Source organism: Shinella sp. WSD5-1, from assembly GCF_963942435.1.
Taxonomy (GTDB): domain Bacteria; phylum Pseudomonadota; class Alphaproteobacteria; order Rhizobiales; family Rhizobiaceae; genus Shinella; species Shinella yambaruensis.
Map to the genome: position 1 here is coordinate 2,210,073 of NZ_OZ012596.1, position 23,915 is coordinate 2,233,987.

The window sequence follows — 23,915 nt, forward strand, 5'->3', positions numbered from 1 at the left end:
CATCCGCGCTGATGCGACGATGAATTGTTGCAATGGTAGAATGATTTGCCTTTTGGCACTTCGTGCTCTGCAATATAGAAAAGCCATGAACGTTGCGACCCCCCATCTCGGAAAACCGCGCATCGGCCATTCGGCCTGTCCGCACGACTGTCCCTCCACCTGCGCCCTCGATGTCGAGATAAGCGCGGATGGACGCATCGGCCGCGTCAAGGGCAGCGCCGACAACAGCTACACGGCCGGCGTCATCTGCGCCAAGGTCGCCCGCTATGCCGACCGCCTCTACCATCCCGACCGGCTGATGAAGCCGCTGGTGCGCAGGGGTGGGAAGGGCGGCGGCGAATGGGCCGACATCTCCTGGGAAGCCGCGCTCGACGCCATTGCCGAAAGCTTCGTCAAGGCCGAGCAGGCCCATGGCAGCGAGGCGGTCTGGCCCTATTTCTACGCCGGCACGATGGGCCTCGTTCAGCGCGATTCCATCGATCGCCTGCGCCACGCCAAGCGCTATTCCGGCTTCTTCGGCTCGATCTGCACCAATCCGGCCTGGACCGGCTACACCATGGGCGCGGGCACGCTGCGCGGCCCCGATCCGCGCGAGATGGCGAAATCCGATTGCGTGGTGATCTGGGGCACCAATCCGGTCTCCACCCAGGTCAACGTGATGACCCATGCGGTGAAGGCGCGCAAGGAGCGCGGCGCGAAGATCGTCGTCATCGACATCTACGACAACCCGACGATGAAGCAGGCGGACATCGCGCTGAAGCTGCGCCCCGGCACGGATGCCGCGCTCGCCTGCGCCGTCATGCACGTCGCGTTCCGCGACGGCTATGCCGACCGTGCGTACATGGAAAGATATGCCGACGATCCGGCGGGCCTCGAGGCGCATCTTGCAACGCGCAACCCGGAATGGGCGGCCGGCATCACCGGCCTCGGCGTCGCGGAGATCGAGGCCTTCGCCGCCCTGGTCGGACGCACGAGGAAGAGCTTCTTCCGCCTCGGCTACGGCTTCACCCGCAGCCGCAACGGCGCGGTCTCCATGCATGCGGCGCTTTCGGTCGCCACCGTGCTCGGCTCCTGGCAATACGAGGGCGGCGGCGCCTTCCACAGCAATTCCGACATCTTCCACCTGCGCAAGGCAGAGCTGACGGGCGCAAGGATGGCGGACAGCGACATCCGCATGCTCGACCAGTCGCAGATCGGCCGCGTCCTCACGGGCGATGCCGTCGCGCTGCGCGGGCGCGGCCCCGTCACCGCCATGCTCATCCAGAACACCAACCCGGCGAACGTGGCGCCGGAGCAGCGCCTGGTGAAGCAGGGCTTCCTGCGCGACGACCTCTTCGTCGCGGTGCACGAGCATTTCATGACCGATACGGCAAGGCTCGCCGATATCGTGCTGCCCGCCACCATGTTCGTCGAGCACGACGACATCTACCGCGGCGGCGGCCACCAGCACATCCTGCTCGGCCCCAAGCTCGTGGAGCCGCCGGCCACCGTGCGCACCAATCTCTTCGTCATCGAGGAACTGGCCAAGCGTCTCGGCGTCGGCGACAGGCCGGGCTTCGGCCTGTCCGAGCGCGAGCACATCACCCGCATGCTGCCTTATTACGAGATGGATTTCGACAGGCTGGGCGAGGAGAAGTGGATCGACTGCCAGCCGGATTTCGACACCGCGCATTTCGTGAAGGGGTTCGGCTTTCCGGACGGGAAATTCCGCTTCAGGCCGAACTGGACGAACACGCCGGCGCCCAACAGGCCGCCCAAGGTGCTCGGCGCCTTCGGTCCGCATGAAGCGCTGCCGGCCTTCCCGGATCATGTGGCGATCATCGAGACGCCGGATGCGGATCATCCCTTCCGCCTCGCCACGTCGCCCGCCCGCACCTTCCTCAACTCCACCTTCACGGAGACGAAGGGGTCCCGTGAGCGCGAGGGCCGGCCGGAGGTGATGATCCATCCCGAGGACGCGGCGGCGAACGGCATCGCGGACGGCGATATCGTGCAGCTCGGCAATCCCCGCGGCGATATCCGCCTGCATGCCAGGGTCACCGACGGCGCGAAACCCGGCGTCCTGATTGCCGAGGGCATCTGGCCGAATTCCGCCCATCTCGACGGGGAGGGCATCAATGTCCTGACCGGCGCCGATCCGGTCGCGCCCTATGGCGGCGCCGCCTTCCACGACAACCGCGTCTGGCTGCGCAAGGCCTGAATTTTCACGCAAGGATTTTTCATGACGCTCGACATGTCCTCCGCCGTCCGCATCGTCGACCAGCAGACGGTCTGGAAGCGGTTCATCCATCTTCGCACCGTCGTGGTCGAGCAGACGCGGGCGGACGGCCGGGTCGAGCGGCTCGATCGCGAGGTGCACGACCATGGCCCTGCAGCCTGCGTTCTGCTCGTCGATCCCGCCCGCCAGTCGGTCATCCTGGTGCGCCAGTTCCGCCCCGGCGCCTTCTTCGGCGGCCATCCGGACGGTTTCCTCTCGGAAGTGCCGGCGGGGCTGCTCGATGACGACGCGCCCGAGGCGGCCGTCGCCCGGGAGGCGATGGAGGAGACGGGCTATGCGGTGCAGGGCGTGCGCCATCTCTTCGACATCTATTCCAGCCCCGGCACGCTGACCGAGCGCGTCGGCTGCTTCGTCGCCCGCATCGACGCCACGGCCCGCGACGGCAAGGGCGGCGGCGTCGACGGGGAGGGCGAGGACATCGAGATCGTCGAACTGCCGATCGACGAAGCCTACGACCTCATCGCCACCGGCGGCATTCAGGATGCGAAGACGATCGTCATGCTGCAATGGCTGATGCTGCACCGGGCGGAGTTCGGCTGATCGGGCGGGAGTGATTCTCGGTCCCGGGGCTCGCTTCAAGGCGGGAACGCCGAACGTATGCGGCCGCTCACCCTGGCCCTCTCCCCGCAAGCGGAGAGAGGGGACTTGCCCCGCGGACGGGGTATTGGTCGAGGAAAACGGCGCGGCATATCTCCTTCGCCCCGCAGCCAAGGAGAAGGTGGCCGGCAGGCCGGATGAGGGGCCGTATATTCCTGGCAATCGCCTTTGCGTCTTTCATGGTCAAGCAGCACGGCCCCCGGCAAAAGACCCGCAAGCCTTGACAAACAGCCCCGGCCATGCGCTTTTCCGCGCGATTTTTCTTGGTCGCTGCGCCGGGTTCTTCCCGCGCGGCCTATCAGCATTTCAGGATACCACGATGCACCGTTACCGCAGCCACACCTGCGCCGCCCTCCGCAAGTCCGATGTCGGCCAGACCGTCCGTCTTTCCGGCTGGGTCCACCGCGTCCGAGATCATGGCGGCGTGCTCTTCATCGACCTGCGCGACCACTACGGCATCACCCAGGTCGTCGCCGACCCCGATTCGCCGGCCTTCAAGAAGGCCGAGACCGTGCGCGGCGAATGGGTGATCCGCATCGACGGCCTCGTCAAGGCGCGCACCGAGGACACGGTCAACAAGGGCATGCCCACCGGCGAGATCGAGCTTTACGCACAGGAGATCGAGGTTCTTTCCGCCGCCAGGGAACTGCCGCTGCCGGTCTTCGGCGAGCCGGACTATCCGGAAGACGTGCGCCTGAAGTACCGCTTCATCGACCTGCGCCGCGAGACGCTGCACAAGAACATCATCAAGCGCACGCAGATCATCTCCGCCATGCGCAAGGGCATGGGCGAGGCGGGTTTTGCCGAATACACGACGCCGATCCTCACCGCCTCCTCGCCGGAAGGCGCGCGCGACTTCCTCGTGCCGTCGCGCATCCATGAGGGAAAATTCTTCGCCCTGCCGCAGGCTCCGCAGCAGTACAAGCAGCTCCTGATGGTCGCCGGCTTCGACCGCTATTTCCAGATCGCGCCGTGCTTCCGCGACGAGGACCCGCGCGCCGACCGCCTGCCGGGCGAATTCTACCAGCTCGACGTCGAGATGAGCTTCGTCACCCAGGAGGACGTCTGGGAGACCATGGAGCCGATGATGACGGCCGTCTTCGAGGAATTCGCCGAAGGCAAGCCGGTGACGAAGAACTGGCCGCGCATCCCCTATGACGAGGCCATCCGCAAATACGGCTCGGACAAGCCGGATCTGCGCAACCCGATCGTCATGCAGGCCGTCACCGAGCATTTCGCCGGCTCCGGCTTCAAGGTCTTCGCCAACATGATCGCTTCCAACCCGAAGGTCGAGGTCTGGGCGATCCCGGCCAAGACCGGCGGCTCGCGCGCCTTCTGCGACCGCATGAACGCCTGGGCGCAGAGCCAGGGCCAGCCCGGCCTCGGCTATATCTTCTGGCGCAAGGAGGGCGAAAAGCTCGAAGGCGCCGGCCCGCTTGCCAAGAACATCGGCGAGGAGCGCACGGATGCCATCCGCACACAGCTCGGCCTCGACGACGGCGACGCCTGCTTCTTCGTCGCCGGCGATCCGGCGAAGTTCCACAAGTTCGCCGGCGAAGCCCGCACCCGCGCCGGCGAGGAGCTGAACCTCGTCGACCGCGATCGCTTCGAAATGTGCTGGATCGTCGACTTCCCCTTCTACGAGTGGAACGAGGACGAGAAGAAGGTGGACTTCGCGCACAACCCCTTCTCCATGCCGCAGGGCGGCCTCGAAGCCTTCGACAGCAAGGATCCGCTGGAGCTGAAGGCCTACCAGTACGACGCGGTCTGCAACGGCTTCGAGATCGCCTCGGGCTCGATCCGTAACCAGTCGCCGGAGCTGATGGTCAAGGCCTTCGAGAAGGTCGGCCTCAGCCAGGCGGACGTGGAAGAGCGCTTCGGCGGCCTCTACCGCGCCTTCCAGTACGGCGCCCCGCCGCATGGCGGCTGCGCCTTCGGCATCGACCGCGTGGTCATGCTGCTCGTCGGCGCGAAGAATCTCCGCGAGATCTCGCTGTTCCCGATGAACCAGCAGGCGCAGGATCTCTTGATGAACGCCCCGTCGCCGGCAACCCCGGCGCAGCTTCGCGAACTCGCGCTGCGCGTCGTTCCGTCGAAGAAGGATTGATCCAGGCAAGGCGGGAAGGGCGCCGGTCCTTTCCGCCGTGCGGAACAGTTGCGCGTGATCGCCGTTCTTTCTGCGTCAAGCACAGGAGAACGAACATGCGCAACAAGCTACTCCTTGCCACGGCGGCGACGCTCCTGACGCTCTCCGCCTCGGCTTACGCCCAGAGCACGGTGATCATCGAGGAGACCGATCCGGTGACCACCGAATCGACCGTCGTCGTGCCGGGCGAGGTCCGCACCTATGTCCTGGAACAGGAAGTCCCCTCGGTCGCCTATGAGGGCGACGTGGTCGTGGGCCGGGTGATCCCGGATGCGGTGGAAATCCACACGATCGACGGCAATGCCGACTACGCCTATACGGTCGTCAACGAGCGCCGCGTCATCGTGAACCCCCAGACGCGCACCGTCATACAGGTTCTCGAATAAGCCGCTCGAAACAGAACCCGGCGCTTCGCGCCGGGTTTTGCGTGTCCTGCCGCGGCGGACGCCACAATGCCGCGAATTCGCCGCCAGTCGATCCCAATTCCGCGCACAATCAGTCGAAATGCACCCCTAGCGTGAAGTCGCGCCCGAAAGAGGCGATTCACGACTGGAGGGACTTTTCATGACAACGACGGAAGCGGACGATCCCGTCCCGACATCGACCCGGCAGATCCCGCCCATCGAGCCGCGCGGCAATCTCGCCACGTTCCTGCGCTCGCCCGGCGTCAAGTTCATCATGATCGGCATCATTTCCGTGGCGCTCCTGGTGCCGCTGCTGCTCGTCTGGGGGCTGACGGAGGAGCGCGCACAGCGCGCGGCCGACGTCTCCCGGCGCATCGCCCATGGCTGGGGCGGCGACCAGGCGATCAACGGCCCCTATCTCGCGGTGCCCTTCGAGGTCGAGCGCAGCCGCGTGATGGATGCGCGCACGATCGTCGAGCGGGTGACCGAATGGGTGCTCGTCATGCCGGAGACGCTCGACGTGACGGCCGACCTGACGGCGGAGGAGCGCAAGCTCTCCATCTACACGCTGCCGGTCTATAACGGCGCGCTGACGCTGAAGGGCCGCTTTGCCGGCAACATCCTGCAGGACCTCGCGCTGCTCGACGGCACGCCGCAGCTCGACCGGGCGTTTCTGGTGCTCAACATCAACGACATCACCGGCATCCGCTCCGATGCCGGCGTGAAGATCGACAACGGCGTCGTTCGGCCCTTCGATCCCGGCATGCGGCAGATTTCCGCGATGGCGAGCACCGGCACGGACGGCTATGCCTCGCCGCAAACGAGCGCCGGCGTGCACCGGGTCATCGAGCGCCCGCTTATCGAAAACGGCTTCTCCTTCGAGATCGCCCTGTCGCTGAACGGCTCGCGCAGCTTCGCCGTCGCGCCCGCCGGCCAGACGACGAGCTTTTCCGCCAGGGCGAACTGGCCGCATCCGGGTTTCGAAGGCCTCTTCCTGCCGGAGGAAAAGACCGTCACCGCGTCGGATTTCTCGGCCAGGTGGACGATCCCCTATCTCGCCCGCGGCATCGACCGCGTCGCCACCGGCCCGACCCTGCCGCTGTCGGGCAGCATGATGAGCATCAATCTCGTGGAGCCCGTGCAGTTCTACCAGGTGGTCTCGCGCACGCTGAAATATTCGATCGGCTTCATCTCGCTCGTCTTCCTCGCCGTGTTCGTCGTGGAACTGAAGGGCGGGCGCATGGTGCACTGGATCCAGTACGTGCTGACGGGCCTTGCGCTTATCGTCTTCTACGTGCTGCTCCTGGCGCTCGCCGAACACACCGGCTTCACCATCGCCTATGCCGTAGCCTCGCTCGCCACGACCCTGTTGATCGCCGCCTATCTCGGCAGCGCGACGGGCAGCCGCAGGAACGGCCTGTCGCTCGGCGCGGTGCTGCTCTCGGCCTATGGCATCATGTACCTGGTGCTGCGCGAGGACGAGTATGCGCTGCTCGCCGGCGCGCTGATCTCCTTCGTCACCATCGCCGCGACCATGTATGCGACCCGCCGCGTCGAATGGTCGGCGCCGGTGCCGCAGGCCGTGCCGGCCCGTTGAAATGAAGGGCTCGGGGCGAATGCCTCGGGCGCAGCCTCCGACAAGACCTACCGCACCTCTCTTCCGTCATGGTCGGGCTTGACCCGACCATCCACGTCCCGGGCGCGGCTTGGATCCCCGGCTCGGGGGCCGAGGATGACGACAGTGGGTGGCGAGAGGTTTGTCAGCAACAAGCCTTTATAAGCAAAAAGCCCGGAGCGATGCTCCGAGCTTCCCTGAATTCGGCAAAAGCCGAAGGTCTTACATCTCGTCGTTCGCCGTGACGGTGACGCCGAGGACCTGCGGGATGGTGTTCGGCGCGCCCATGGCGGCCCCCATGATCATCGGGAACGGCACCGGCTCCTTCGGCTCGGCGCTGATCGTGATGCTCTTGGGGTCGTCGAGATAGGTGTTGACGGCTGCGGCGATCTGGTTCTGCAGCTCCGGCATGTTGAGCTGGGCGAGCATGATCGGAACCAGCCCCTTCAGCGACTGGGCCATCTGGTCGCCGGAAACGCCCTGTTCGCCGCCGGCATAGTCGAGCAGCTTCTTGGTGATCGAGGCGTCTTCGAAGGAGATGGAGGCGCTGTTGAAGGTCAGCTGCTGCACGAGGCCCATCATGGACATGCCCATGGCGGCGTTGGCCTCTTCCTTGTTCGGGTTGGCCTCGGCGGCCTTGATGGCCTCCTGCATGCCCTTCAGGAAGTCGAGCGTGTAGCCGGAGAATTCCAGCGCCAGGTTGAGGCGGCCGACATCCCGGAAGTCGAAGGCATATTCGTCGACGGCGAGCTTGCCGCTGGCGAGCTCCCAGCTGCCGGACATCGTGACCTTGCCTTCCAGCGTCTGCATGTTGAGCTTGGCGAGCGTGTCCTTGGCCTTCGGGTCCTCGACCGAGGTGAGGTCGGCCTTGAGGTCGGAGAGCGTGGCGTCGAATTCGAGGCCGGCATCGCCGTCCATGCGCGTGATGTTCGCCTCCATGCCGGACATGGAGAAGACTTCCTTGCCCTTGGAGGTGACGGAGACCGGGCCGGCGGTGGCCGATTCATACATCAGCAGCGATTCCAGCGTGCCGGGAACGACCGTGCCGGGAATGATGACGCCGTTGATCGCGATGTCCTTGGCCGAGACCGTGGCATCCGCTTCGGTGACGTTGATGTCCTGGAACGAGACCGTTTCGACGGTGTAGCCGCCTTCGCCGTCTTCCTCGACGCCGTCCATGGTGATGGTGCCGAGCTTGACCGGCGCCTCGGCGCCGGTGGCCTTCAGTTCGGCATTTTCCAGCGTAACGGTGGAGCCGTCGGTGGCGACGTTCGACGAGCTGATCGTCACGCCGCTCGTGGCATAGGTGGCGTTCAGCTTGGCGAGCAGATCCGCGCCGTCGAGCGCGAAAGCGGGGCTTGCCAGGGAGGCGAGCGCGGCGCCGGCGAGAAGGGTGCGGAAATGGGAGGTGCGCATCATTGTAGGCTCTCTTTCTGGATTTTTGGACGGCTGCCTTGCCGTTACCGCTCATATACGTGCGGCGCGGCGACTATATTCGGGCCGCCGGAACTTTCCATGGAAATCTCGGGCGCCGGCCGGATTCCGGAAACAGCCTTTACAAAGCGCTATCCACAGGCCGGTCGCCCGGTTTCCTTGCCGCGAATCGGCAGGAACGCTAGTCAAGTCCCATGGGACAGAACACTTTGCCGCCCGATGGCGGAGACGACAACATTCAGCCGGTCGACCTGAAGGCGGCGCTGGAAGAGCGCTACCTTGCCTATGCGCTGTCGACCATCACGCAGCGCGCGCTGCCGGATGTACGCGACGGCCTGAAGCCGGTGCACCGCCGCATCATCCATGCAATGAGCGAAATGGGCCTCCGGTCCAACTCCTCCTTCAAGAAATGCGCGCGCATCGTCGGCGACGTCATCGGCAAGTTCCACCCGCATGGCGACCAGTCGGTCTACGACGCGCTGGTGCGCCTCGCGCAGGATTTCTCGCAGCGTTATCCGATCGTCGACGGGCAGGGGAACTTCGGCAATATCGACGGCGACAACGCCGCCGCCTACCGATACACCGAAGCGCGCATGACCGAGGTCGCCACGCTCCTGCTCGAAGGCATCGACCAGGATGCCGTCGACTTCCGCCCGACCTACAACGAGGAGGACGAGGAGCCGGTCGTCCTGCCCGGTGCCTTCCCAAACCTGCTCGCCAACGGGTCCTCCGGCATCGCCGTCGGCATGGCGACGTCCATCCCTTCGCACAACGTGCATGAGCTTTGCGACGCCGCGCTGCACCTCATCCGCCATCCGGACGCCGATGTCGAAAAGCTCACGGAATTCGTGTTGGGGCCCGATCTTCCGACCGGCGGCATCATCATCGACGGCCGCGAGAGCATCATCGAGGCCTACAAGACGGGCCGCGGCGGTTTTCGCGTGCGTTCCAAGTGGCAGACGGAAGACCTCGGCCGCGGCGGCTACCAGATCGTCGTCACGGAGATCCCCTACCAGGTGCAGAAGTCGCGGCTGATCGAGAAGATCGCCGAGCTGCTCATCGCCCGCAAGCTGCCGCTGCTGGAGGACATCCGCGACGAATCGGCGGAAGACGTGCGCATCGTGCTGGTGCCGAAGAGCCGCACCGTCGATCCGACGATCCTGATGGAGTCCCTCTTCAAGCTCTCCGAGCTGGAAAGCCGCATTCCGCTCAACATGAACGTGCTCTCGATGGGGCGCGTGCCGAAGGTCATGGGCCTCAAGGACGTGCTGGTCGAATGGCTCGCCCACCGGCGCGAAGTGCTGCAGCGCCGCTCGCGGCACCGGCTCGCGGCCATCGACCGCCGCCTGGAAATCCTCGGCGGCTACCTTGTCGCCTATCTCAACCTCGACGAGGTGATCCGCATCATCCGCGAGGAGGACGAGCCGAAGGTCTCCCTGATGGAGACCTTCTCGCTCACCGACGTGCAGGCCGAGGCGATCCTCAACATGCGCCTGCGTTCGCTGCGCAAGCTGGAGGAATTCGAGATCCGCACCGAATTCGACAACCTGTCGAAGGAGAAGGCGGAGATCGAGGCGCTGCTGGCGTCCGATGAAAAGCAGTGGCAGACCGTGGCATGGGAAATCGGCGAGGTCCGCAAGAAGTTCGCGAAGGCCACCGAGATCGGCCGCCGCCGCACCCAGTTCGCCAGTGCGCCTGATGCCGATGTCGAGGCCATCCAGCAGGCGATGATCGAGAAGGAGCCGGTCACGGTCGTCATCTCGGAAAAGGGCTGGATCCGCGCGCTGAAGGGCCATATCGCCGATACGTCCGGCCTCCAGTTCAAGGAGGGCGACGCGCTGAAGGTGGCGTTCCCGGCGCAGACGACGGACAAGGTGCTGGTCATGACGACGGGCGGCAAGGTCTTCACGCTCGGCGCCGACAAGCTGCCGGGCGGCCGCGGCCATGGCGAGCCGCTGCGCATCATGGTCGACATGGAGAACGATCAGGACGTGTTGACCGCCTTCGTGCACGATGCCGCGCGCAAGGTCATCGTCGCCTCGCAGGCCGGCAACGGATTCGTGGTCGCGGAAACCGAGATGGTCGCCAACACTCGCAAGGGCAAGCAGGTGATGAATGTCGGCATGCCCGACGAGGCCAAGCTGGTGGTGCCGGTGCGCGGCGACCACGTCGCCGTCGTCGGCGAGAACCGCAAGATGCTGGTCTTCCCGCTGGCGCAATTGCCGGAAATGTCGCGCGGCAAGGGCGTGCGCCTGCAGCGCTACAAGGACGGCGGCGTCTCGGACCTGCGCTGCTTCGCCATCGCCGATGGCCTCACCTGGGACGACAGCGCCGGCCGCAACTTCGTGCGCAGCAAGGAAGAGCTCCTGGAATGGATGGGCGACCGCGCCAGCGCCGGCCGCACCGTTCCGAAGGGTTTTCCGCGCAGCGGCAAGTTCAGCGGGTGATCAGCCGGAGTAGGGGACGCTGACGTCGCGAAGGAAGCGCGTCGCGCCCTCCTCGTCGATCTCGCCGGCGGCGACGGCGAGGACGAAGGTGTAGAGCGTCGCGTCGTCCGTCACAATTTCAAAGCCGTTGTCCATCAGGAAGACCGCGGTGGCGACAATGGCGATGCGCTTGTTGCCATCGACAAACGCGTGGTTTTTCGCCAGCCCATAGAGATAGGCGGCTGCGAGTTCGAATATATCCTCGCAGCCGTAATATGCCTTGTTGAGAGGGCGAGCCAACGCCGATTCAAAGGCGTTTTCATCTCGCAGTCCCGCTGCGCCGCCAAATCGCTGAATCTGAACCGCATGCAGCCGCTCGACGAGCGGACGGTCGAGAAAGACGATCGTCATTCCGCAAGCTTCTTGAGGGCTACCTTGTAGCGATCCATGAATTTCTCGGCATGACCGAGTTGCCGTTCAAAATCGCCATCCGCCACGCTGAGAATGAGCTTGCTGCCCTCGCTCGTCATGGTGATTTCGTCACCCGCCTTGACACCCATACGGTCGAGGACGTCCTTCGGAATGATGATGCCTTCTGAATTACCGATCTTGCGGATGGTGACATTCATGGTCGTGATCCTTTGTTATAACTAAGTTATAACATTCGACATGCTCCACGACAAGATATTTGGTCATCCCATAAACGGGAACTCCGTTGCAGTCTCGCTTTCCCGGGCCGCGCGGGCTTTCGAGCGCATCTGCCACAGCGAGTGCGCAAGCAGCGCGAGGATGAGGATCGAGCCGCCGATCAGGGTCTGGGTGGTGGGCGTTTCGGCAAAGGCGATCCAGACCCAGATGGGGGCGAGCACCGTTTCCACGAGGTAGAACATGCCGACTTCCGGGGCGGAAAGATATCGGGGACCGGTCGCCAGGCACCAGAAGGCGAGGGGCAGGAGCACGAGGCCGTTGAAGAGGATGTAGACGGGTTCGGCGATCGAGAGGCCGCCGGGCGGCAGGAAGAACAGCGCCATGACGCCCGACAGCACGGCGGCGACGAGCGGCACGAAACCCATGTCTGCGCCGCTCCTGCGGCTCAGCGTCAGCGAGATCGCCAGAAGCAGCGCCGAGCAGGCGGCCATGGCATCGCCGAAAAGATTTCCGCTCGACAGTCCGTCATGCACGATCAGGAGCACGCCCGCGACCATCGCGGCCATGGTGAGGAGCGTGGCATTGCTAGGGCGCTCGCCGAGGAAGATCCAGGAGAGGATGGCGGCGAACATCGATGTGAAGGCGAGGATGAAGACGACATTGGCCGTCGTCGTGTTGAACACCGCCAGCATGAATGTCAGCCCGTTGATGCCGTAGCACAGGCCGATCAGCAGGCCGATGCGTCCGGGAACGAGCACCGTCCTGCGGTGCAGGACGAAATTCAGGCAGGCCCAGAGGACGACCGCCATCACGAACACCGAGATGTTCCGCACGACGACCATCGACCAGACGTCGCCATTGGCGGAACGGATCAACGGAATGTCGAAGGAGAGGGCGAGGCCGCCGACGGCGGTGATGAGAAGGCCCTTGCGGTGAAGGGCGGGATTGTTTGTCGGGGGCACGGCAGGACCGGATCTGGGAATGCGATGAATACAATATCCTGAAGCAGTTCAGGCGAACAGGATGTCGTCGGACTTGCGCTAGGTGGTGTTCGTCTCGTCGTTATAGCGCTCCCAGCCGCGCGGCATCAGGTGCTCCTGCGGCAGGAACTTTGTCTTGTAGTCCATCTTGCGCGAGCCCTTGACCCAGTAGCCGAGATAGACGTGCGGCAGGCCGAGTGCCTTGGCGCGGCGGATGTGGTCGAGGATCATGAAGGTGCCGAGGGAGCGGTCCGCCACCTCCGGATTGTAGAAGGAATAGACCATGGACAGGCCGTCGCCCATGCGGTCGGTCAGCGCCACCGCGAGCAGCTCGCCCTGCGGACGCTCCTTGAGGCCCGAGCCTTCCTCGCGCAGGCGGTATTCGATGACCTTGGTGTGCACATGGGTGTCCTCCACCATCATCGCATAGTCGAGCACCGACATGTCCGACATGCCGCCCTTCTGGTGGCGGGCGTCGAGATAGTGACGGAAAAGGGAATATTGCTCGCTGGAGGGCTCGGCGGGGTATTCGTGCGAGACGAGATCGGCATTGGCGGCCAGAACCCGGCGCATGGAGCGGCGCGGGGTGAACTCGTTGACCAGGATGCGGACGGAAATGCAGGCGCGGCAGGTCTCGCAGGCGGGCCTGTAGGCGATGTTCTGCGAGCGGCGGAAGCCGCCCTGGGTCAGGAGGTCGTTCAGTTCCGGCGCGCGCTCGCCCACCAGATGGGTAAACACCTTCCTCTCCATCTCCTGCGGCAGATAGGGACAGGCCGCCGGCGCGGTGAGATAGAATTGCGGAGAGGATGTTGCCTGCGTATTCATCGGCCGTGGGGCGACTCCGTCGCTGTGTGACACTTCTATGCCGATACCATGGCCTAGTTCAAAAAAAGGTCAACTGGCGCATGACCCTTCAGGCCGGAATCGACAGGGAGAACGGATCATGCGCAAGGCCGGGGGACGTCCCCCCGCGCGTTCTCAATAGCGGTCGCGGCGAACCATCACCGTGCCGAGCAGCAGGTCGTGCAGCAGGCGGCCACGATCGGTGAAGAGGCCGACGAGCACGATGAACGGCGTCAGGAGCGCATTGCCGATCCAGAACAGCACGAGATGCACGATCGCCGTCAGGAAATCGACCGGCCGTCCGTCGACGCGGGCAAGCGCGAGACCCATCACGTTCATGCCGGCGCTCGCCTGGCTCGGGCCGCCCATCGTCAGGCCGAAATAGAGCATGGCGACGATGGCGAAGAGCGCCGGATAGAGGAAGAAGCCGAGACCGAGCGTCAGGATGCCGAGGAAGAAGACCACGACGGCGGCCGGGATCCAGAGCAGCGCGACGATCGCATAGTCGATCAGAAACGCAAAGATCCGGCGCGACAGCACGCCGCGATAGGCCTGCCAGTCCGTCGTCGGAACCCGCGTTTCGTTGAAATCAGCACTCATCTGCCTGTCTCCTGGATGGAACATGCCCTTCATATGGGGATGTGTCGGGAGAAAACAACGGGTGCGAGCGAAGGCGGCGGTCTGCTCATTTGGCGTTTGCCCCTAACCCTCTCCCCGCGAGCGGGGAGAGGGGACTTGCCCTATGAACGGGCATTGATTGGGGAAACCGGCGCGGCATATCCCTTTGCCCCGCTTGCGGGAGAAGGTGGCCGGCAGGCCGGATGAGGGGGATGGCGGAACTCAGCCCTTCTTCGCCAGATGCCGCGCCACGTCCATCGCGAAATAGGTCAGGATGCCGTCGCACCCGGCGCGCTTGAACGCCAGCAGGGTTTCCAGCATCACGCGCTCGCCGTCGATCCAGCCGTTCATCGCGGCGGCCTTGATCTGGCTGTATTCGCCGGAGACCTGGTAGGCGAAGACCGGCAGGCCGAACGCTTCCTTCATGCGCCAACAGATGTCGAGATAGGGAAGGCCCGGCTTGACCATCAGCATGTCCGCGCCTTCCTCGACATCGAGAGCCGCATCGCGGATCGCCTCCGTGCCGTTGGCAGGGTCGATGTAGTAGGTCTTCTTGTCGCCCTTCAGCAGGCCGCCGGTACCGATCGCGTCGCGATAGGGGCCATAGAAGGCGGAGGCGAACTTCGTCGCATAGGACATGATGCCGACATTCTGATGGCCCGCGGCGTCGAGCGCCCGGCGGATGACGCCGACGCGGCCGTCCATCATTTCGGAGGGCGCGATGATGTCGGAGCCGGCATCGGCCTGGATGACGGCGGCCCGCGCGACCAGCTCGACCGTCTCGTCATTGACGACGACGCCCTCGCGCAGCACGCCGTCATGGCCGTGGCTGGTGAAGGGATCGAGCGCGACGTCGGTGATGACGCCGATGTTGGGAACCGCCTTCTTGATGGCGCGCGTCGCCTCGTTGATGAGGTTGTCGGCCGCCAGGCTGTTCGAGCCGGTCTCGTCGCGCAGGTGCATCTCGATGTTCGGGAAGGTCGCGATGGCCGGGATGCCGAGGTCGGCGGCCTCCTTCGCCGCCTCCACCAGCCGGTCGACGCTCATGCGGTTGACGCCGGGCATGGCCGTGATCGGATCGACGATATTGCTGCCCGGCACCACGAAGACCGGCCAGAGGAGATCGTCGACCGTCAGGCGGTTTTCCTGGACGAGCCGGCGCGTCCAGTCGGCCTTCCGGTTGCGCCGCATGCGGCGGTGGCCGGTGATCTCGTCGACGATGTTCCTGCTGCCGGTCATGGCGTCTTCATCCCTTGCGCGTGCGATTTCCGCCTCCATATCACGCCCGTCCCGGCAATCAAATCGCGCGCGGGCAAGGGGCCTGCGGCATATGGCCGTGCATGACCGCGGTTACGGGCTTTATGCCGGCCGGCCTTGCCCTTACTGTCCGCGCCATGGTTGCTGATTCTGCCAAGGGCCCGAGACCAAGCCTGACCGAAACGCTGTTCGCCCTCTTCCTGCGGCTGGCGGCGATCGTCTCGCTGTGGTTCGCGCTGCAATACTGGGCGATGCTGACGGGCTTCTCCTTCGGCGGGCAGGGGCGCTTCGACCTGCTGCCGCCGGCCTGGAAGGCGGCCTATACGGCGCTGGCCGTGCTGTTCCCCGTCGCGGCCGTCGGCCTCTGGCTTCTCGTCTCCTGGGGGCCGGTGATCTGGCTCATCGCGGCCGCCACAGAGATCGCCATGCACGAGGTCTATCCCTCGACCTTCGGCGTCAACCGGCTCCTGGTTCTCACCCACGGCGCCATAGCGCTTGTCTTCGTTCTTTTCCGCATCGCGCTCTTCGTCCAGCGCCGCCGGCAGGCCCGCACGGTAAGAACTGATTCACCGTGAGACAGGGTCGCCTTCCGGTAAGGCGCTGTTAAGGCTGCGGTTTAAGTAGAATTTTAGATGCATTCGATAGGGTCTCACTCAAGGCGGGAAAACAAACCACACCGCCAAACAAAACAGTGAGGCAGTAACCATGAACACCAAGATGAAGCCGCAGCAGGCCCCCGTCGTCGATCCGCAGGAAGACGCGATCCGCAATCTCTACCTGGAATCCCTCCACCTCGTCGAGCGTCTGCACCGTCGCCTGCTCGACGTCATCAAGGACGAGTTCGACCGCGCCGGCCGTTCGGATGTCAACGCCGTCCAGGCGCTGCTCCTCTTCAACATCGGCAATTCGGAACTGACCGCAGGCGAGCTGCGCTCGCGCGGTTACTATCTCGGCTCGAACGTCTCCTACAACGTCAAGAAGCTGGTCGACCTCGGCTTCATCAACCACCAGCGCTCGCGCATCGACCGCCGCTCCGTCCGCATCAGCCTGACGGAAAGCGGCCAGGAAATCGCCGAGACGGTCGCGAAACTCTACGAGCGCCATATCGGCTCGATCCAGAAGGTCGGCGGCATCGGCGAGGGCGAGTTCAACCAGATGAACAAGCTGCTCCAGCGCCTCGATCGCTTCTGGAACGACTCGATCCTCTACCGCCTGTAATTTCCGGGCGCCGTTTCCGACCTCCTTCACAAAAGCCGGCCGCGTCCCCTGCGCGTCCGGCTTTTCATGTTTTCATGCGGGGGCTTAGGGTCGGGCGCGCCTGCCGAGACACGAATTGGCCATATTGCTGTGACACCCGGACGCTGGGCTAAGGTATGCGCGGGCGGCAGGGCCGGTTTGCGTTTGTTAACCCTGTTCGTGATAGCTGCATCGGGTATGGACCCTTGGGGTCGCCGTGCCGTGCGCACCTCGCCGTTCTTTGCGGCGCTCAGGAGATGGTAGGATCAATGTCTCGCAAAACCGGATTTGATGTGTTCTCGCGCCGCGCCTTCCTGCGCTCCGCTGCAACCTTCGGTGCCGCTGCCGTGGCCGGCCCGACGCTGGCCCAGACAGCGCTCGACGACATCCTCAACGCTCCGCGCCGCGGCAACTGGGACGACCAGTTCGACGCCGAGGCATCGCGCACCGCCACCGCCGTCGTCTCCAACAACCCGATCTTCGGCTCCGGCAGCTCCGGCTATCTCCAGCAGGCGATCAACGACTACCAGAACATCGTCTCCAATGGCGGCTGGCCGACGGTCAACACGCAGCAGAAGATGGAGATGGGCGTCGCCGATCCGGCGGTCCAGCAGCTGCGCCAGCGCCTGATCATCTCCGGCGACCTGCCGCGCTCCGCCGGCACGAACGGCGCCTTCGATTCCTACGTGGACGGTGCGGTGAAACGCTTCCAGGCCCGTCACGGCCTGCCGGCCGACGGGGCCGTCGGCGAATATACGCTGAAGGCGCTGAACGTTCCGGCCGTCACCCGCCTCGGCCAGCTCCAGACCAACCTCGTGCGCCTGCAGGCGATGTCCGGCGACCTCGGCCGCCGCTACGTCATGGTGAACATCCCCGCCGCCTATATCGAGGCGGTCGAGAACGGCCGCGTCGCCTCGCGCCACACCGCCATTGTCGGCAAGATCGACCGTCAGTCGCCGGTGCTGAACTCCAAGATCTACGAAGTGATCCTCAACCCCTACTGGACCGCGCCGCGCTCGATCATCCAGAAGGACATCATGCCGCTGATGCGCAAGGATCCGACCTATCTTGCGCGCAACTCGATCCGCCTCTTCGACGGCAGCGGCAACGAAGTCTCGCCGGAAACCGTCGACTGGAACGCCGAGAAGGCCCCGAACCTGATGTTCCGCCAGGACCCGGGCAAGATCAACGCCATGTCCTCGACGAAGATCAACTTCCACAACGAGCACCAGGTCTACATGCACGATACCCCGCAGCAGGGCCTGTTCAACAAGCTGATGCGCTTCGAATCGTCCGGCTGCGTGCGCGTTCAGAACGTGCGCGACCTCTCGGTCTGGCTGCTCAAGGACACGCCCGGCTGGTCGCGCGGGCAGATGGAGGCGACCATCAAGAGCGGCGTCAACACGCCGATCAAGCTGACCGAGGAAGTGCCGGTCTTCTTCACCTACATCACCGCCTGGTCGGCCAAGGACCGCGTCGTGCAGTTCCGCGACGACATCTACCAGAAGGACGGCGCCACCGAACTCGCCCTCCAGACCGGCTACAACCAGGAAGGCGGCCGCTCCGTCGAGAGCGATCTCTTGCCGCAATAAAGGGTGATCCGTCCGAGGTTTTCGCGGGCCTCGCTTCCTGGCGGAAGCGGGGCTTTTCCTTGCCGACAAACATTAGCCAGTCCACCACCGTCATCCTCGGCCTCCGAGCCGTGGATCCACGTCCCCACCCGCGGCGGTGGATGGTCGGGTCAAGCCCGACCATGACGGAGGAGAGGTTTTCGGACCTGGCCGGGCGGCTGGCATGCCAAGTGATCCTTGTCGTTTTTATCGCATAACACGCGCGGAAATGGCGCAAACCGTGGAGCGGATATTGCCCTTGCCATGCGAGGACGCTAAACACCGTGCCACTTGACCCTAAGGAGCCTCGAGGATGAGCAATTCTTCCGCTACCGACGTTTTCTTCACGCGTTCCCTTGCCGATACCGATCCGGAGATTTTCGGCTCGATCCAGAAGGAACTCGGTCGCCAGCGCCATGAGATCGAACTGATCGCCTCGGAGAACATCGTTTCGCGCGCCGTGCTCGAAGCCCAGGGCTCGATCATGACGAACAAGTATGCCGAAGGCTATCCGGGCAAACGCTATTACGGCGGCTGCCAGTTCGTCGATATCGCGGAAGAGCTCGCCATCGAGCGCGCCAAGAAGCTGTTCGGCGTCAACTTCGCCAACGTGCAGCCGAATTCCGGCTCGCAGATGAACCAGGCCGTCTTCCTCGCGCTGCTCCAGCCTGGCGACACCTTCATGGGCCTCGACCTCAATTCGGGCGGCCATCTGACGCATGGCTCGCCGGTCAACATGTCCGGCAAGTGGTTCAACGTCGTCTCCTACGGCGTGCGCGAGGAGGATCACCTGCTCGACATGGACGATGTCGCCGAGAAGGCCCGCACCCACAAGCCGAAGCTGATCATCGCCGGCGGCACCGCCTATTCCCGCATCTGGGACTGGAAGCGCTTCCGCGAGATCGCCGATGAAGTCGGCGCCTACCTCATGGTCGACATGGCGCACATCGCCGGCCTCGTCGCCGGCGGCCAGCACCCGTCGCCGTTCCCGCATTGCCACGTCGCCACGACCACCACGCACAAATCGCTGCGCGGCCCGCGCGGCGGCATCGTGCTGACGAACGAGGAAGACATCGCCAAGAAGATCAACTCGGCCGTCTTCCCGGGCCTGCAGGGCGGCCCGCTGATGCACATCATCGCCGCCAAGGCCGTCGCCTTCGGCGAGGCGCTGCAGCCGGAATTCAAGGACTACGCCGCGCAGATCGTCAAGAACGCCAAGGCGCTCGCCGAGACGCTGAAGGCCGGTGGCCTCGACATCGTCTCCGGTGGCACGGACAACCACCTGATGCTGGTCGACCTGCGCAAGAAGAACGCCACCGGCAAGCGCGCCGAAGCCGCGCTCGGCCGCGCCTATGTCACCTGCAACAAGAACGGCATCCCGTTCGACCCCGAAAAGCCCTTCGTCACCTCGGGCGTGCGCCTCGGCACCCCGGCCGGCACGACGCGCGGCTTCAAGGAGGCCGATTTCCAGGAGATCGGCAACCTGATCGTCGAGGTGCTCGACGGCCTGAAGGTCGCCAATTCGGACGAGGGCAATGCGGCCGTCGAGGCATCGGTGCGCGAGAAGGTGCTGGCGCTCACCGGCCGCTTCCCCATGTATTCCTACATGTAAGGAGCCGGCATGCGCTGCCCCTATTGCGGTTCGGAAGATACGCAGGTGAAGGATTCCCGTCCCGCAGAGGACGGGGCCGCCATTCGCCGCCGGCGCATCTGCCCGGATTGCGGCGGTCGCTTCACGACCTTCGAACGGGTGCAGCTGCGCGAGCTGATGGTCGTCAAGAAGACGGGCCGCAAGGCCCCCTTCGACCGCGACAAGCTCTTGAAATCCTTCGAGATCGCGCTTCGCAAGCGACCCGTCGACCGGGACCGCATCGAACGTGCGGTCTCGGGCATCGTCCGCCGCCTCGAAAGCTCCGGCGAGACGGAAATCTCTTCGGAGGAGATCGGCCTCCAGGTGCTGGAGGCGCTGAAGGCGCTCGATGACGTCGGCTTCGTGCGCTACGCCTCGGTCTATCGCGACTTCTCCCATGTCGACGATTTCGAGAAGATCCTCTCCGAAGTCGCCGCCAAGATCGCCCGGGATCCGGGCGCCGACGGCTAGATGTCCGGCCCCGTCGAAGACGACGAACGCTTCATGGCAGCGGCCATCCGCCTTTGCCGCCGCAATCTCGGCCGCACCGCCACCAATCCCTCCGTCGCCTGCCTGATCGTCAAGAACGGCGTCGTCGTCGGTTCCGCCGTCACCGCCCCGGGCGGGCGGCCCCATGCGGAAACGCAGGCGCTGGCCGTGGCGGGTGACGCCGCGCGTGGCGCAACGGCCTATGTCACGCTCGAACCCTGCTCGCACCACGGCAAGACGCCGCCCTGCGCCGATGCGCTGATCGCCGCCGGCGTTTCGCGCGTCGTCGTGTCGGTGACGGACCCGGACGAGCGCGTGGCGGGCAGGGGGCTCGGGATGCTGCGCGATGCCGGTATCGCCGTCGAGACGGGCGTGCTGGAGGCGCAGGGTCGTGCAGCGCTTGCCGCCTATCTCACCCGTCAGACGAAGAAGCGGCCCTATGTGACTCTCAAGCTTGCCGTTTCCGCCGATGGCATGCTCGGCCGGCTCGGCGCGGGCCAGGTGGCGATCACCGGGCCGGTCTCGCGCGGGCAGGTGCATGTGCTGCGCGCCGAAACGGATGCGATCCTCGTCGGCATCGGCACCGTGCTCGCCGATGATCCCGAGCTAACCTGCCGCCTGCCGGGGTTGGAAACCCGCTCGCCGGTGCGCATCGTGCTCGACCCGCGGCTGGAGCTGCCGCCGGGCTCGAAGCTGGCGCGCACGGCGAAGAACGTTCCGGTTATCGTCGTGACGTCGAAGGGTGTGGGGTTACCCCCCTCTGGCCTGCCGGCCATCTCCCCCTCAAGGGGGGAGATTGGATGGGAGCCTGATCCCCGCGCACCGTCATCTGCATCACCTGCTGGACCGACGTTTGATGTGGACGGGAACGCTGCTTCCTCGATCTCCCCCCTTGAGGGGGAGATGGCCGGCAGGCCAGAGGGGGGTATGGATGGCACGGCCTCCGATATGCGAAGTGCCCGCGCCGCGGCCCTCGAAGCCACCGGCGTCGAAATCCTGACCTGCGACCCGCGCCGGCTCGATGATCTCCTGATGGCGCTGGCGACGCGCGGCATTTCCTCGCTGCTCGTCGAAGGCGGCGCGCGCACGGCGCAATCCTTCCTCGATGCCGGGCTCGTCGACCGGATCTCGCTGTTCGAGGGGGCCGGGACCATTGGCAAGGACGGGGTCGCATCCCCATGTGTGTGCGGACGCGTGCCGGATGGTTATTCGCTCCGCCGCACGGCGCACTACGGCGCGGACAGATTGTACGAATACGAAAGAGACGATTGATGTTTACCGGCATTGTCACGGATATCGGAACGGTCGAGAAGGTCGAGCCCATGAACGAGGGGGTTCGCCTGCGCGTGCGCACCAGCTACGACCCCGCCACCATCGACATGGGCGCCTCCATCGCCCATTCGGGCACCTGCCTCACTGTCACGGCGCTGCCGGAGGCGGGCTCGAATGCCCGCTGGTTCGAGGTCGAGGCGTGGGAGGAGGCGTTGCGCCTGACGACCATTTCCGGCTGGGCGCCCGGCACGCGCATCAACCTCGAACGCTCGCTGAAGATCGGCGACGAACTCGGCGGACACATCGTCTCGGGCCATGTCGACGGCAAGGCGGAAATCCTCTCCGTCGAGGCCGAGGGCGACGCGACGCGTTTCCGTATCCGCGCGCCGGAAGGGCTGGAGCGCTTCGTCGCGCCGAAGGGGTCCGTCGCGCTCGACGGCACCTCGCTCACCGTCAACGCCGTCGATGGCGCGGTCTTCGACGTGCTCCTCATCCGCCACACGCTGGACGTCACCACCTGGGGCGAGCGCAAGGAAGGCGATTTCGTCAACTTCGAGGTCGACACCATGGCGCGCTATGCGGCACGGCTTGCGGAGTTTCCGGCGCCGAAGGCGTGACGATGGCGTGACTCGCCCAGGCGTCGTCATCGATCGGCACCGCCGCGCGTTGCGGCCCGCCCGTGAAGTAACGATATCGATACCTCTTGCTCCGTAGTGTGCGGCATCGGACCGTTGGAGACCGCTGCCGCATGGCGCCTGACTACCAAACCCTTCTGCTGGCGATCGGGCTGGCGGGCTTCTGCCTGTCGGCCACGCTGTTCGCCTCGTGGATGTCCGCCCGCGTCGAACGCTTTCTCCTGAGCTGGTCCATCGGCATCGGCTGCATCGTGCCGGCCGTCGCGGTCTACAGTCTCTATATCGACCAGGCGAGCGTCGCGATCGGATGCCTTGCCTTCGCGCTGCAGTTCCTCGGCTTTGCCTTCATCTACGGCGCGGCCTACCGGTTCCGCTCCGGCAAGCGGGCGCGCCGGCGCATCGCCGCCGTGCTCGCGGGCTGCCTTGCCGTTGCGCTTCCTCCGTTGGCGGCCGGTTATGACGGCATCGGCTTCATCGTGCTCAACCTGCTGATCGCCGGTTCCCTCATCGCGACGGCGCGGGAATATTGGCGGGGCCGCGCGGAGGCGCCGCTGCCGCTGATCGGCATCGTCATCCTCTATCTGCTGACGGCCGCCTCCTTCCTGATCTGCGCCGCCGTGCTGCTGCATGACGGCAAGTGGGTCATGGGTCATGCGCCGGACAACTGGGCGGAAACCCTCAACCTGATCGCCGCCATCATGGGCATTACCGGCATCGGCGCCATGTCGCTCGCGCTCAACCAGTGGCGCATCGCCGGCCGCCACCGCCGTGCGGCCATGACCGACGCGCTGACCGGCCTGCTCAACCGTCGCGCGCTTTTCGATCGCTACGGCGTCCTTCCGGTCGGGGAGCACCAGGCGGCGATCGCCTTCGACCTCGACAATTTCAAGGCGGTCAACGACCGGTACGGCCATGCGGCCGGCGATGCGGTGCTCACGGTCTTCGCCGATGTTCTGCGCGAGTCCTGCGGCGCGGCCGCCTGCCTCGCCCGCCTGGGCGGCGAAGAGTTCGTCGTCGTCTTGGAGCGGACCGTGCCGGACCGCGCGCAGCGCATCGCCGAGCGTATCCGCCAGGACTTTGCCGGCAAGCTCATTCCGATCGGCGGGCGGTCCATCACCTGCACCGTCAGCGCCGGCATCGCCTTTGCCGGCAAGGATTGCGCGAGCTTCGATTCCCTGCTCAGCAGCGCCGACAAGGCGCTCTACATGTCCAAGCGCAACGGCCGCAACCGCGTGTCGCTCGCTGCCTGAACGCGTCAGGCTCCGGGCTCGCCCTCCCAGTAGTCGACAGCCTCCCTCGTGCGGCCGATGGTGCGGAACTCGGTGCGGCCGCCGGTAGCGGCGCGCGTCTTGGCGAGGAATTTGCCGGAATCGGGATATTCGCAGATCTCCGTCGCCGCCATGGATGAGATGGAGAGGTATTTCAGCGGCACGGTGCCGGTGTTGAGGATCTGGTGCGCCGTCTCCGGTCCGCCGGCCGGCGCGCCCAGCACGTCGCCGGGGCCGATCAGCCGCCGTTCGTCGCCATAGCGATAGGTGCCGTGGCCTTCGAGGATGACGAACAGCTCGTCCTCGACATGGTGGCAATGGAAGGGACAGCCGGACTTGCCGGGTGGCACCTCGCCATAGCCGATGCCGAGGGCCTTCAGGCCGAGGAGGGCGCCGAAGGCCGTGTCGCGGGATTCATAGAGCGTGCCTTGCGTCCAGTGCTCGAGCGTCAGCTTGGCAAGGTTGACGATCGGCGGGTTGTGCGCGTTCATCGGGCTGTCTCCTCGTGTCGGGTGTGCATCGTTCGCAT

Annotated in this window: 22 protein-coding genes; 14 read left to right on the plus strand and 8 right to left on the minus strand. The window is 65.2% G+C overall.

The genetic code is table 11. From position 1 onward, the window contains the following. Positions 1–19 precede the first annotated feature (19 nt). From AABQ55_RS10760 to creD, 5 genes are all read left to right on the plus strand, one after another. Positions 20–2,200, plus strand: a complete 2,181-nt coding sequence (locus AABQ55_RS10760) for a molybdopterin-containing oxidoreductase family protein (protein WP_272805007.1) — start codon at positions 20–22, stop codon at positions 2,198–2,200. A 21-nt stretch (positions 2,201–2,221) separates the two neighbouring features. Then, positions 2,222–2,818, plus strand: coding sequence for an NUDIX domain-containing protein (locus AABQ55_RS10765; protein WP_272805008.1), 597 nt, complete (start codon positions 2,222–2,224; stop codon positions 2,816–2,818). A gap of 376 nt (positions 2,819–3,194) precedes the next feature. Further along, positions 3,195–4,982, plus strand: coding sequence for an aspartate--tRNA ligase (aspS, locus tag AABQ55_RS10770; protein WP_064329689.1), 1,788 nt, complete (start codon positions 3,195–3,197; stop codon positions 4,980–4,982). A 95-nt stretch (positions 4,983–5,077) separates the two neighbouring features. Then, the gene (locus AABQ55_RS10775; protein WP_244765937.1) at positions 5,078–5,407 is read left to right on the plus strand and encodes a DUF1236 domain-containing protein; all 330 of its coding nucleotides are present in this window, start codon (positions 5,078–5,080) and stop codon (positions 5,405–5,407) included. 178 nt (positions 5,408–5,585) lie between these two features. Then, the gene (gene creD, locus AABQ55_RS10780; protein ID WP_272805009.1) at positions 5,586–7,022 is read left to right on the plus strand and encodes a cell envelope integrity protein CreD; all 1,437 of its coding nucleotides are present in this window, start codon (positions 5,586–5,588) and stop codon (positions 7,020–7,022) included. Between the two features lie 240 nt (positions 7,023–7,262). Here creD and AABQ55_RS10785 read toward each other — a convergent pair whose 3' ends face one another. Next, positions 7,263–8,459, minus strand: coding sequence for a hypothetical protein (locus AABQ55_RS10785; RefSeq protein WP_272805010.1), 1,197 nt, complete (start codon positions 8,457–8,459; stop codon positions 7,263–7,265). A 209-nt stretch (positions 8,460–8,668) separates the two neighbouring features. Here AABQ55_RS10785 and parC point away from each other — a divergent pair, with 209 nt between their 5' ends. Next, positions 8,669–10,921 (plus strand): DNA topoisomerase IV subunit A, encoded by a 2,253-nt coding sequence (parC, locus tag AABQ55_RS10790; RefSeq protein WP_272805011.1) that lies wholly within the window; start codon positions 8,669–8,671, stop codon positions 10,919–10,921. Here parC and AABQ55_RS10795 read toward each other — a convergent pair whose 3' ends face one another. The 6 genes from AABQ55_RS10795 to hemB all read right to left on the minus strand — a co-directional run bounded on the left by AABQ55_RS10795 (position 10,922) and on the right by hemB (position 15,228). Continuing rightward, entirely contained in the window at positions 10,922–11,311 is a 390-nt protein-coding gene (locus tag AABQ55_RS10795) for a type II toxin-antitoxin system death-on-curing family toxin (protein WP_272805012.1), read from the minus strand. Continuing rightward, complete coding sequence (locus AABQ55_RS10800) at positions 11,308–11,529, minus strand: AbrB/MazE/SpoVT family DNA-binding domain-containing protein (protein ID WP_272805013.1); 222 nt, start codon at positions 11,527–11,529, stop codon at positions 11,308–11,310. The genes AABQ55_RS10795 and AABQ55_RS10800 overlap by 4 nt, the downstream gene beginning before the upstream one ends. 63 nt (positions 11,530–11,592) lie before the next feature. Further along, entirely contained in the window at positions 11,593–12,510 is a 918-nt protein-coding gene (locus AABQ55_RS10805; RefSeq protein WP_272805014.1) for a DMT family transporter, read from the minus strand. Between the two features lie 78 nt (positions 12,511–12,588). Next, positions 12,589–13,353 carry an arginyltransferase gene (locus AABQ55_RS10810; RefSeq protein WP_272805015.1) on the minus strand — a complete coding sequence of 255 codons (765 nt, stop codon included), beginning with the start codon at positions 13,351–13,353 and terminating at the stop codon, positions 12,589–12,591. A gap of 153 nt (positions 13,354–13,506) precedes the next feature. After that, positions 13,507–13,971, minus strand: a complete 465-nt coding sequence (locus AABQ55_RS10815) for an RDD family protein (RefSeq protein ID WP_064329698.1) — start codon at positions 13,969–13,971, stop codon at positions 13,507–13,509. Between the two features lie 240 nt (positions 13,972–14,211). Further along, positions 14,212–15,228: a porphobilinogen synthase gene (hemB, locus tag AABQ55_RS10820; RefSeq protein WP_272805016.1), complete on the minus strand. Its 1,017-nt coding sequence runs from the start codon at positions 15,226–15,228 to the stop codon at positions 14,212–14,214. A gap of 155 nt (positions 15,229–15,383) precedes the next feature. On the opposite strand from hemB, the gene AABQ55_RS10825 reads away from it, so the two are divergent. The 8 genes from AABQ55_RS10825 (at position 15,384) to AABQ55_RS10860 (ending at position 23,368) form a co-directional block, all read left to right on the plus strand. Then, positions 15,384–15,821, plus strand: coding sequence for a DUF6163 family protein (locus AABQ55_RS10825; RefSeq protein ID WP_244766010.1), 438 nt, complete (start codon positions 15,384–15,386; stop codon positions 15,819–15,821). 130 nt (positions 15,822–15,951) lie between these two features. Next, positions 15,952–16,464: a transcriptional regulator LdtR gene (ldtR, locus tag AABQ55_RS10830; RefSeq protein ID WP_024270688.1), complete on the plus strand. Its 513-nt coding sequence runs from the start codon at positions 15,952–15,954 to the stop codon at positions 16,462–16,464. Positions 16,465–16,751: 287 nt separating this feature from the next. After that, positions 16,752–18,074: a L,D-transpeptidase family protein gene (locus tag AABQ55_RS10835; RefSeq protein ID WP_272805017.1), complete on the plus strand. Its 1,323-nt coding sequence runs from the start codon at positions 16,752–16,754 to the stop codon at positions 18,072–18,074. Between the two features lie 331 nt (positions 18,075–18,405). Then, on the plus strand, positions 18,406–19,704 hold the full coding sequence (gene glyA / locus AABQ55_RS10840; protein WP_272805018.1) for a serine hydroxymethyltransferase: 1,299 nt from the start codon (positions 18,406–18,408) through the stop codon (positions 19,702–19,704). Positions 19,705–19,713: 9 nt separating this feature from the next. Then, positions 19,714–20,193, plus strand: a complete 480-nt coding sequence (gene nrdR, locus AABQ55_RS10845) for a transcriptional regulator NrdR (protein WP_244765926.1) — start codon at positions 19,714–19,716, stop codon at positions 20,191–20,193. Then, positions 20,194–21,483, plus strand: coding sequence for a bifunctional diaminohydroxyphosphoribosylaminopyrimidine deaminase/5-amino-6-(5-phosphoribosylamino)uracil reductase RibD (gene ribD / locus AABQ55_RS10850; protein ID WP_272805019.1), 1,290 nt, complete (start codon positions 20,194–20,196; stop codon positions 21,481–21,483). Next, a complete protein-coding gene (locus AABQ55_RS10855; protein ID WP_272805020.1) occupies positions 21,483–22,100 on the plus strand; it encodes a riboflavin synthase in 618 nt (205 codons plus the stop codon). Before ribD ends, AABQ55_RS10855 begins: the two co-directional genes overlap by 1 nt. A gap of 131 nt (positions 22,101–22,231) precedes the next feature. Next, complete coding sequence (locus AABQ55_RS10860; RefSeq protein WP_272805021.1) at positions 22,232–23,368, plus strand: GGDEF domain-containing protein; 1,137 nt, start codon at positions 22,232–22,234, stop codon at positions 23,366–23,368. Positions 23,369–23,373: 5 nt separating this feature from the next. On the opposite strand, the gene AABQ55_RS10865 is transcribed toward AABQ55_RS10860, so the two are convergent. Continuing rightward, positions 23,374–23,877, minus strand: a complete 504-nt coding sequence (locus AABQ55_RS10865; protein ID WP_272805022.1) for a cupin domain-containing protein — start codon at positions 23,875–23,877, stop codon at positions 23,374–23,376. Between the last annotated feature and the right edge of the window lie 38 nt (positions 23,878–23,915).

Coding starts and splice junctions, on each gene's coding strand:
- AABQ55_RS10760 (WP_272805007.1), top strand. CDS start 20: ATGAATTGTTGCAATGGTAGAATGATTTGCCTTTTGGCACTTCGTGCT.
- AABQ55_RS10765 (WP_272805008.1), top strand. CDS start 2,222: ATGACGCTCGACATGTCCTCCGCCGTCCGCATCGTCGACCAGCAGACG.
- aspS (WP_064329689.1), top strand. CDS start 3,195: ATGCACCGTTACCGCAGCCACACCTGCGCCGCCCTCCGCAAGTCCGAT.
- AABQ55_RS10775 (WP_244765937.1), top strand. CDS start 5,078: ATGCGCAACAAGCTACTCCTTGCCACGGCGGCGACGCTCCTGACGCTC.
- creD (WP_272805009.1), top strand. CDS start 5,586: ATGACAACGACGGAAGCGGACGATCCCGTCCCGACATCGACCCGGCAG.
- AABQ55_RS10785 (WP_272805010.1), bottom strand. CDS start 8,459: ATGATGCGCACCTCCCATTTCCGCACCCTTCTCGCCGGCGCCGCGCTC.
- parC (WP_272805011.1), top strand. CDS start 8,669: ATGGGACAGAACACTTTGCCGCCCGATGGCGGAGACGACAACATTCAG.
- AABQ55_RS10795 (WP_272805012.1), bottom strand. CDS start 11,311: ATGACGATCGTCTTTCTCGACCGTCCGCTCGTCGAGCGGCTGCATGCG.
- AABQ55_RS10800 (WP_272805013.1), bottom strand. CDS start 11,529: ATGAATGTCACCATCCGCAAGATCGGTAATTCAGAAGGCATCATCATT.
- AABQ55_RS10810 (WP_272805015.1), bottom strand. CDS start 13,353: ATGAATACGCAGGCAACATCCTCTCCGCAATTCTATCTCACCGCGCCG.
- AABQ55_RS10815 (WP_064329698.1), bottom strand. CDS start 13,971: ATGAGTGCTGATTTCAACGAAACGCGGGTTCCGACGACGGACTGGCAG.
- hemB (WP_272805016.1), bottom strand. CDS start 15,228: ATGACCGGCAGCAGGAACATCGTCGACGAGATCACCGGCCACCGCCGC.
- AABQ55_RS10825 (WP_244766010.1), top strand. CDS start 15,384: ATGGTTGCTGATTCTGCCAAGGGCCCGAGACCAAGCCTGACCGAAACG.
- ldtR (WP_024270688.1), top strand. CDS start 15,952: ATGAACACCAAGATGAAGCCGCAGCAGGCCCCCGTCGTCGATCCGCAG.
- AABQ55_RS10835 (WP_272805017.1), top strand. CDS start 16,752: ATGTCTCGCAAAACCGGATTTGATGTGTTCTCGCGCCGCGCCTTCCTG.
- glyA (WP_272805018.1), top strand. CDS start 18,406: ATGAGCAATTCTTCCGCTACCGACGTTTTCTTCACGCGTTCCCTTGCC.
- nrdR (WP_244765926.1), top strand. CDS start 19,714: ATGCGCTGCCCCTATTGCGGTTCGGAAGATACGCAGGTGAAGGATTCC.
- ribD (WP_272805019.1), top strand. CDS start 20,194: ATGTCCGGCCCCGTCGAAGACGACGAACGCTTCATGGCAGCGGCCATC.
- AABQ55_RS10855 (WP_272805020.1), top strand. CDS start 21,483: ATGTTTACCGGCATTGTCACGGATATCGGAACGGTCGAGAAGGTCGAG.
- AABQ55_RS10860 (WP_272805021.1), top strand. CDS start 22,232: ATGGCGCCTGACTACCAAACCCTTCTGCTGGCGATCGGGCTGGCGGGC.
- AABQ55_RS10865 (WP_272805022.1), bottom strand. CDS start 23,877: ATGAACGCGCACAACCCGCCGATCGTCAACCTTGCCAAGCTGACGCTC.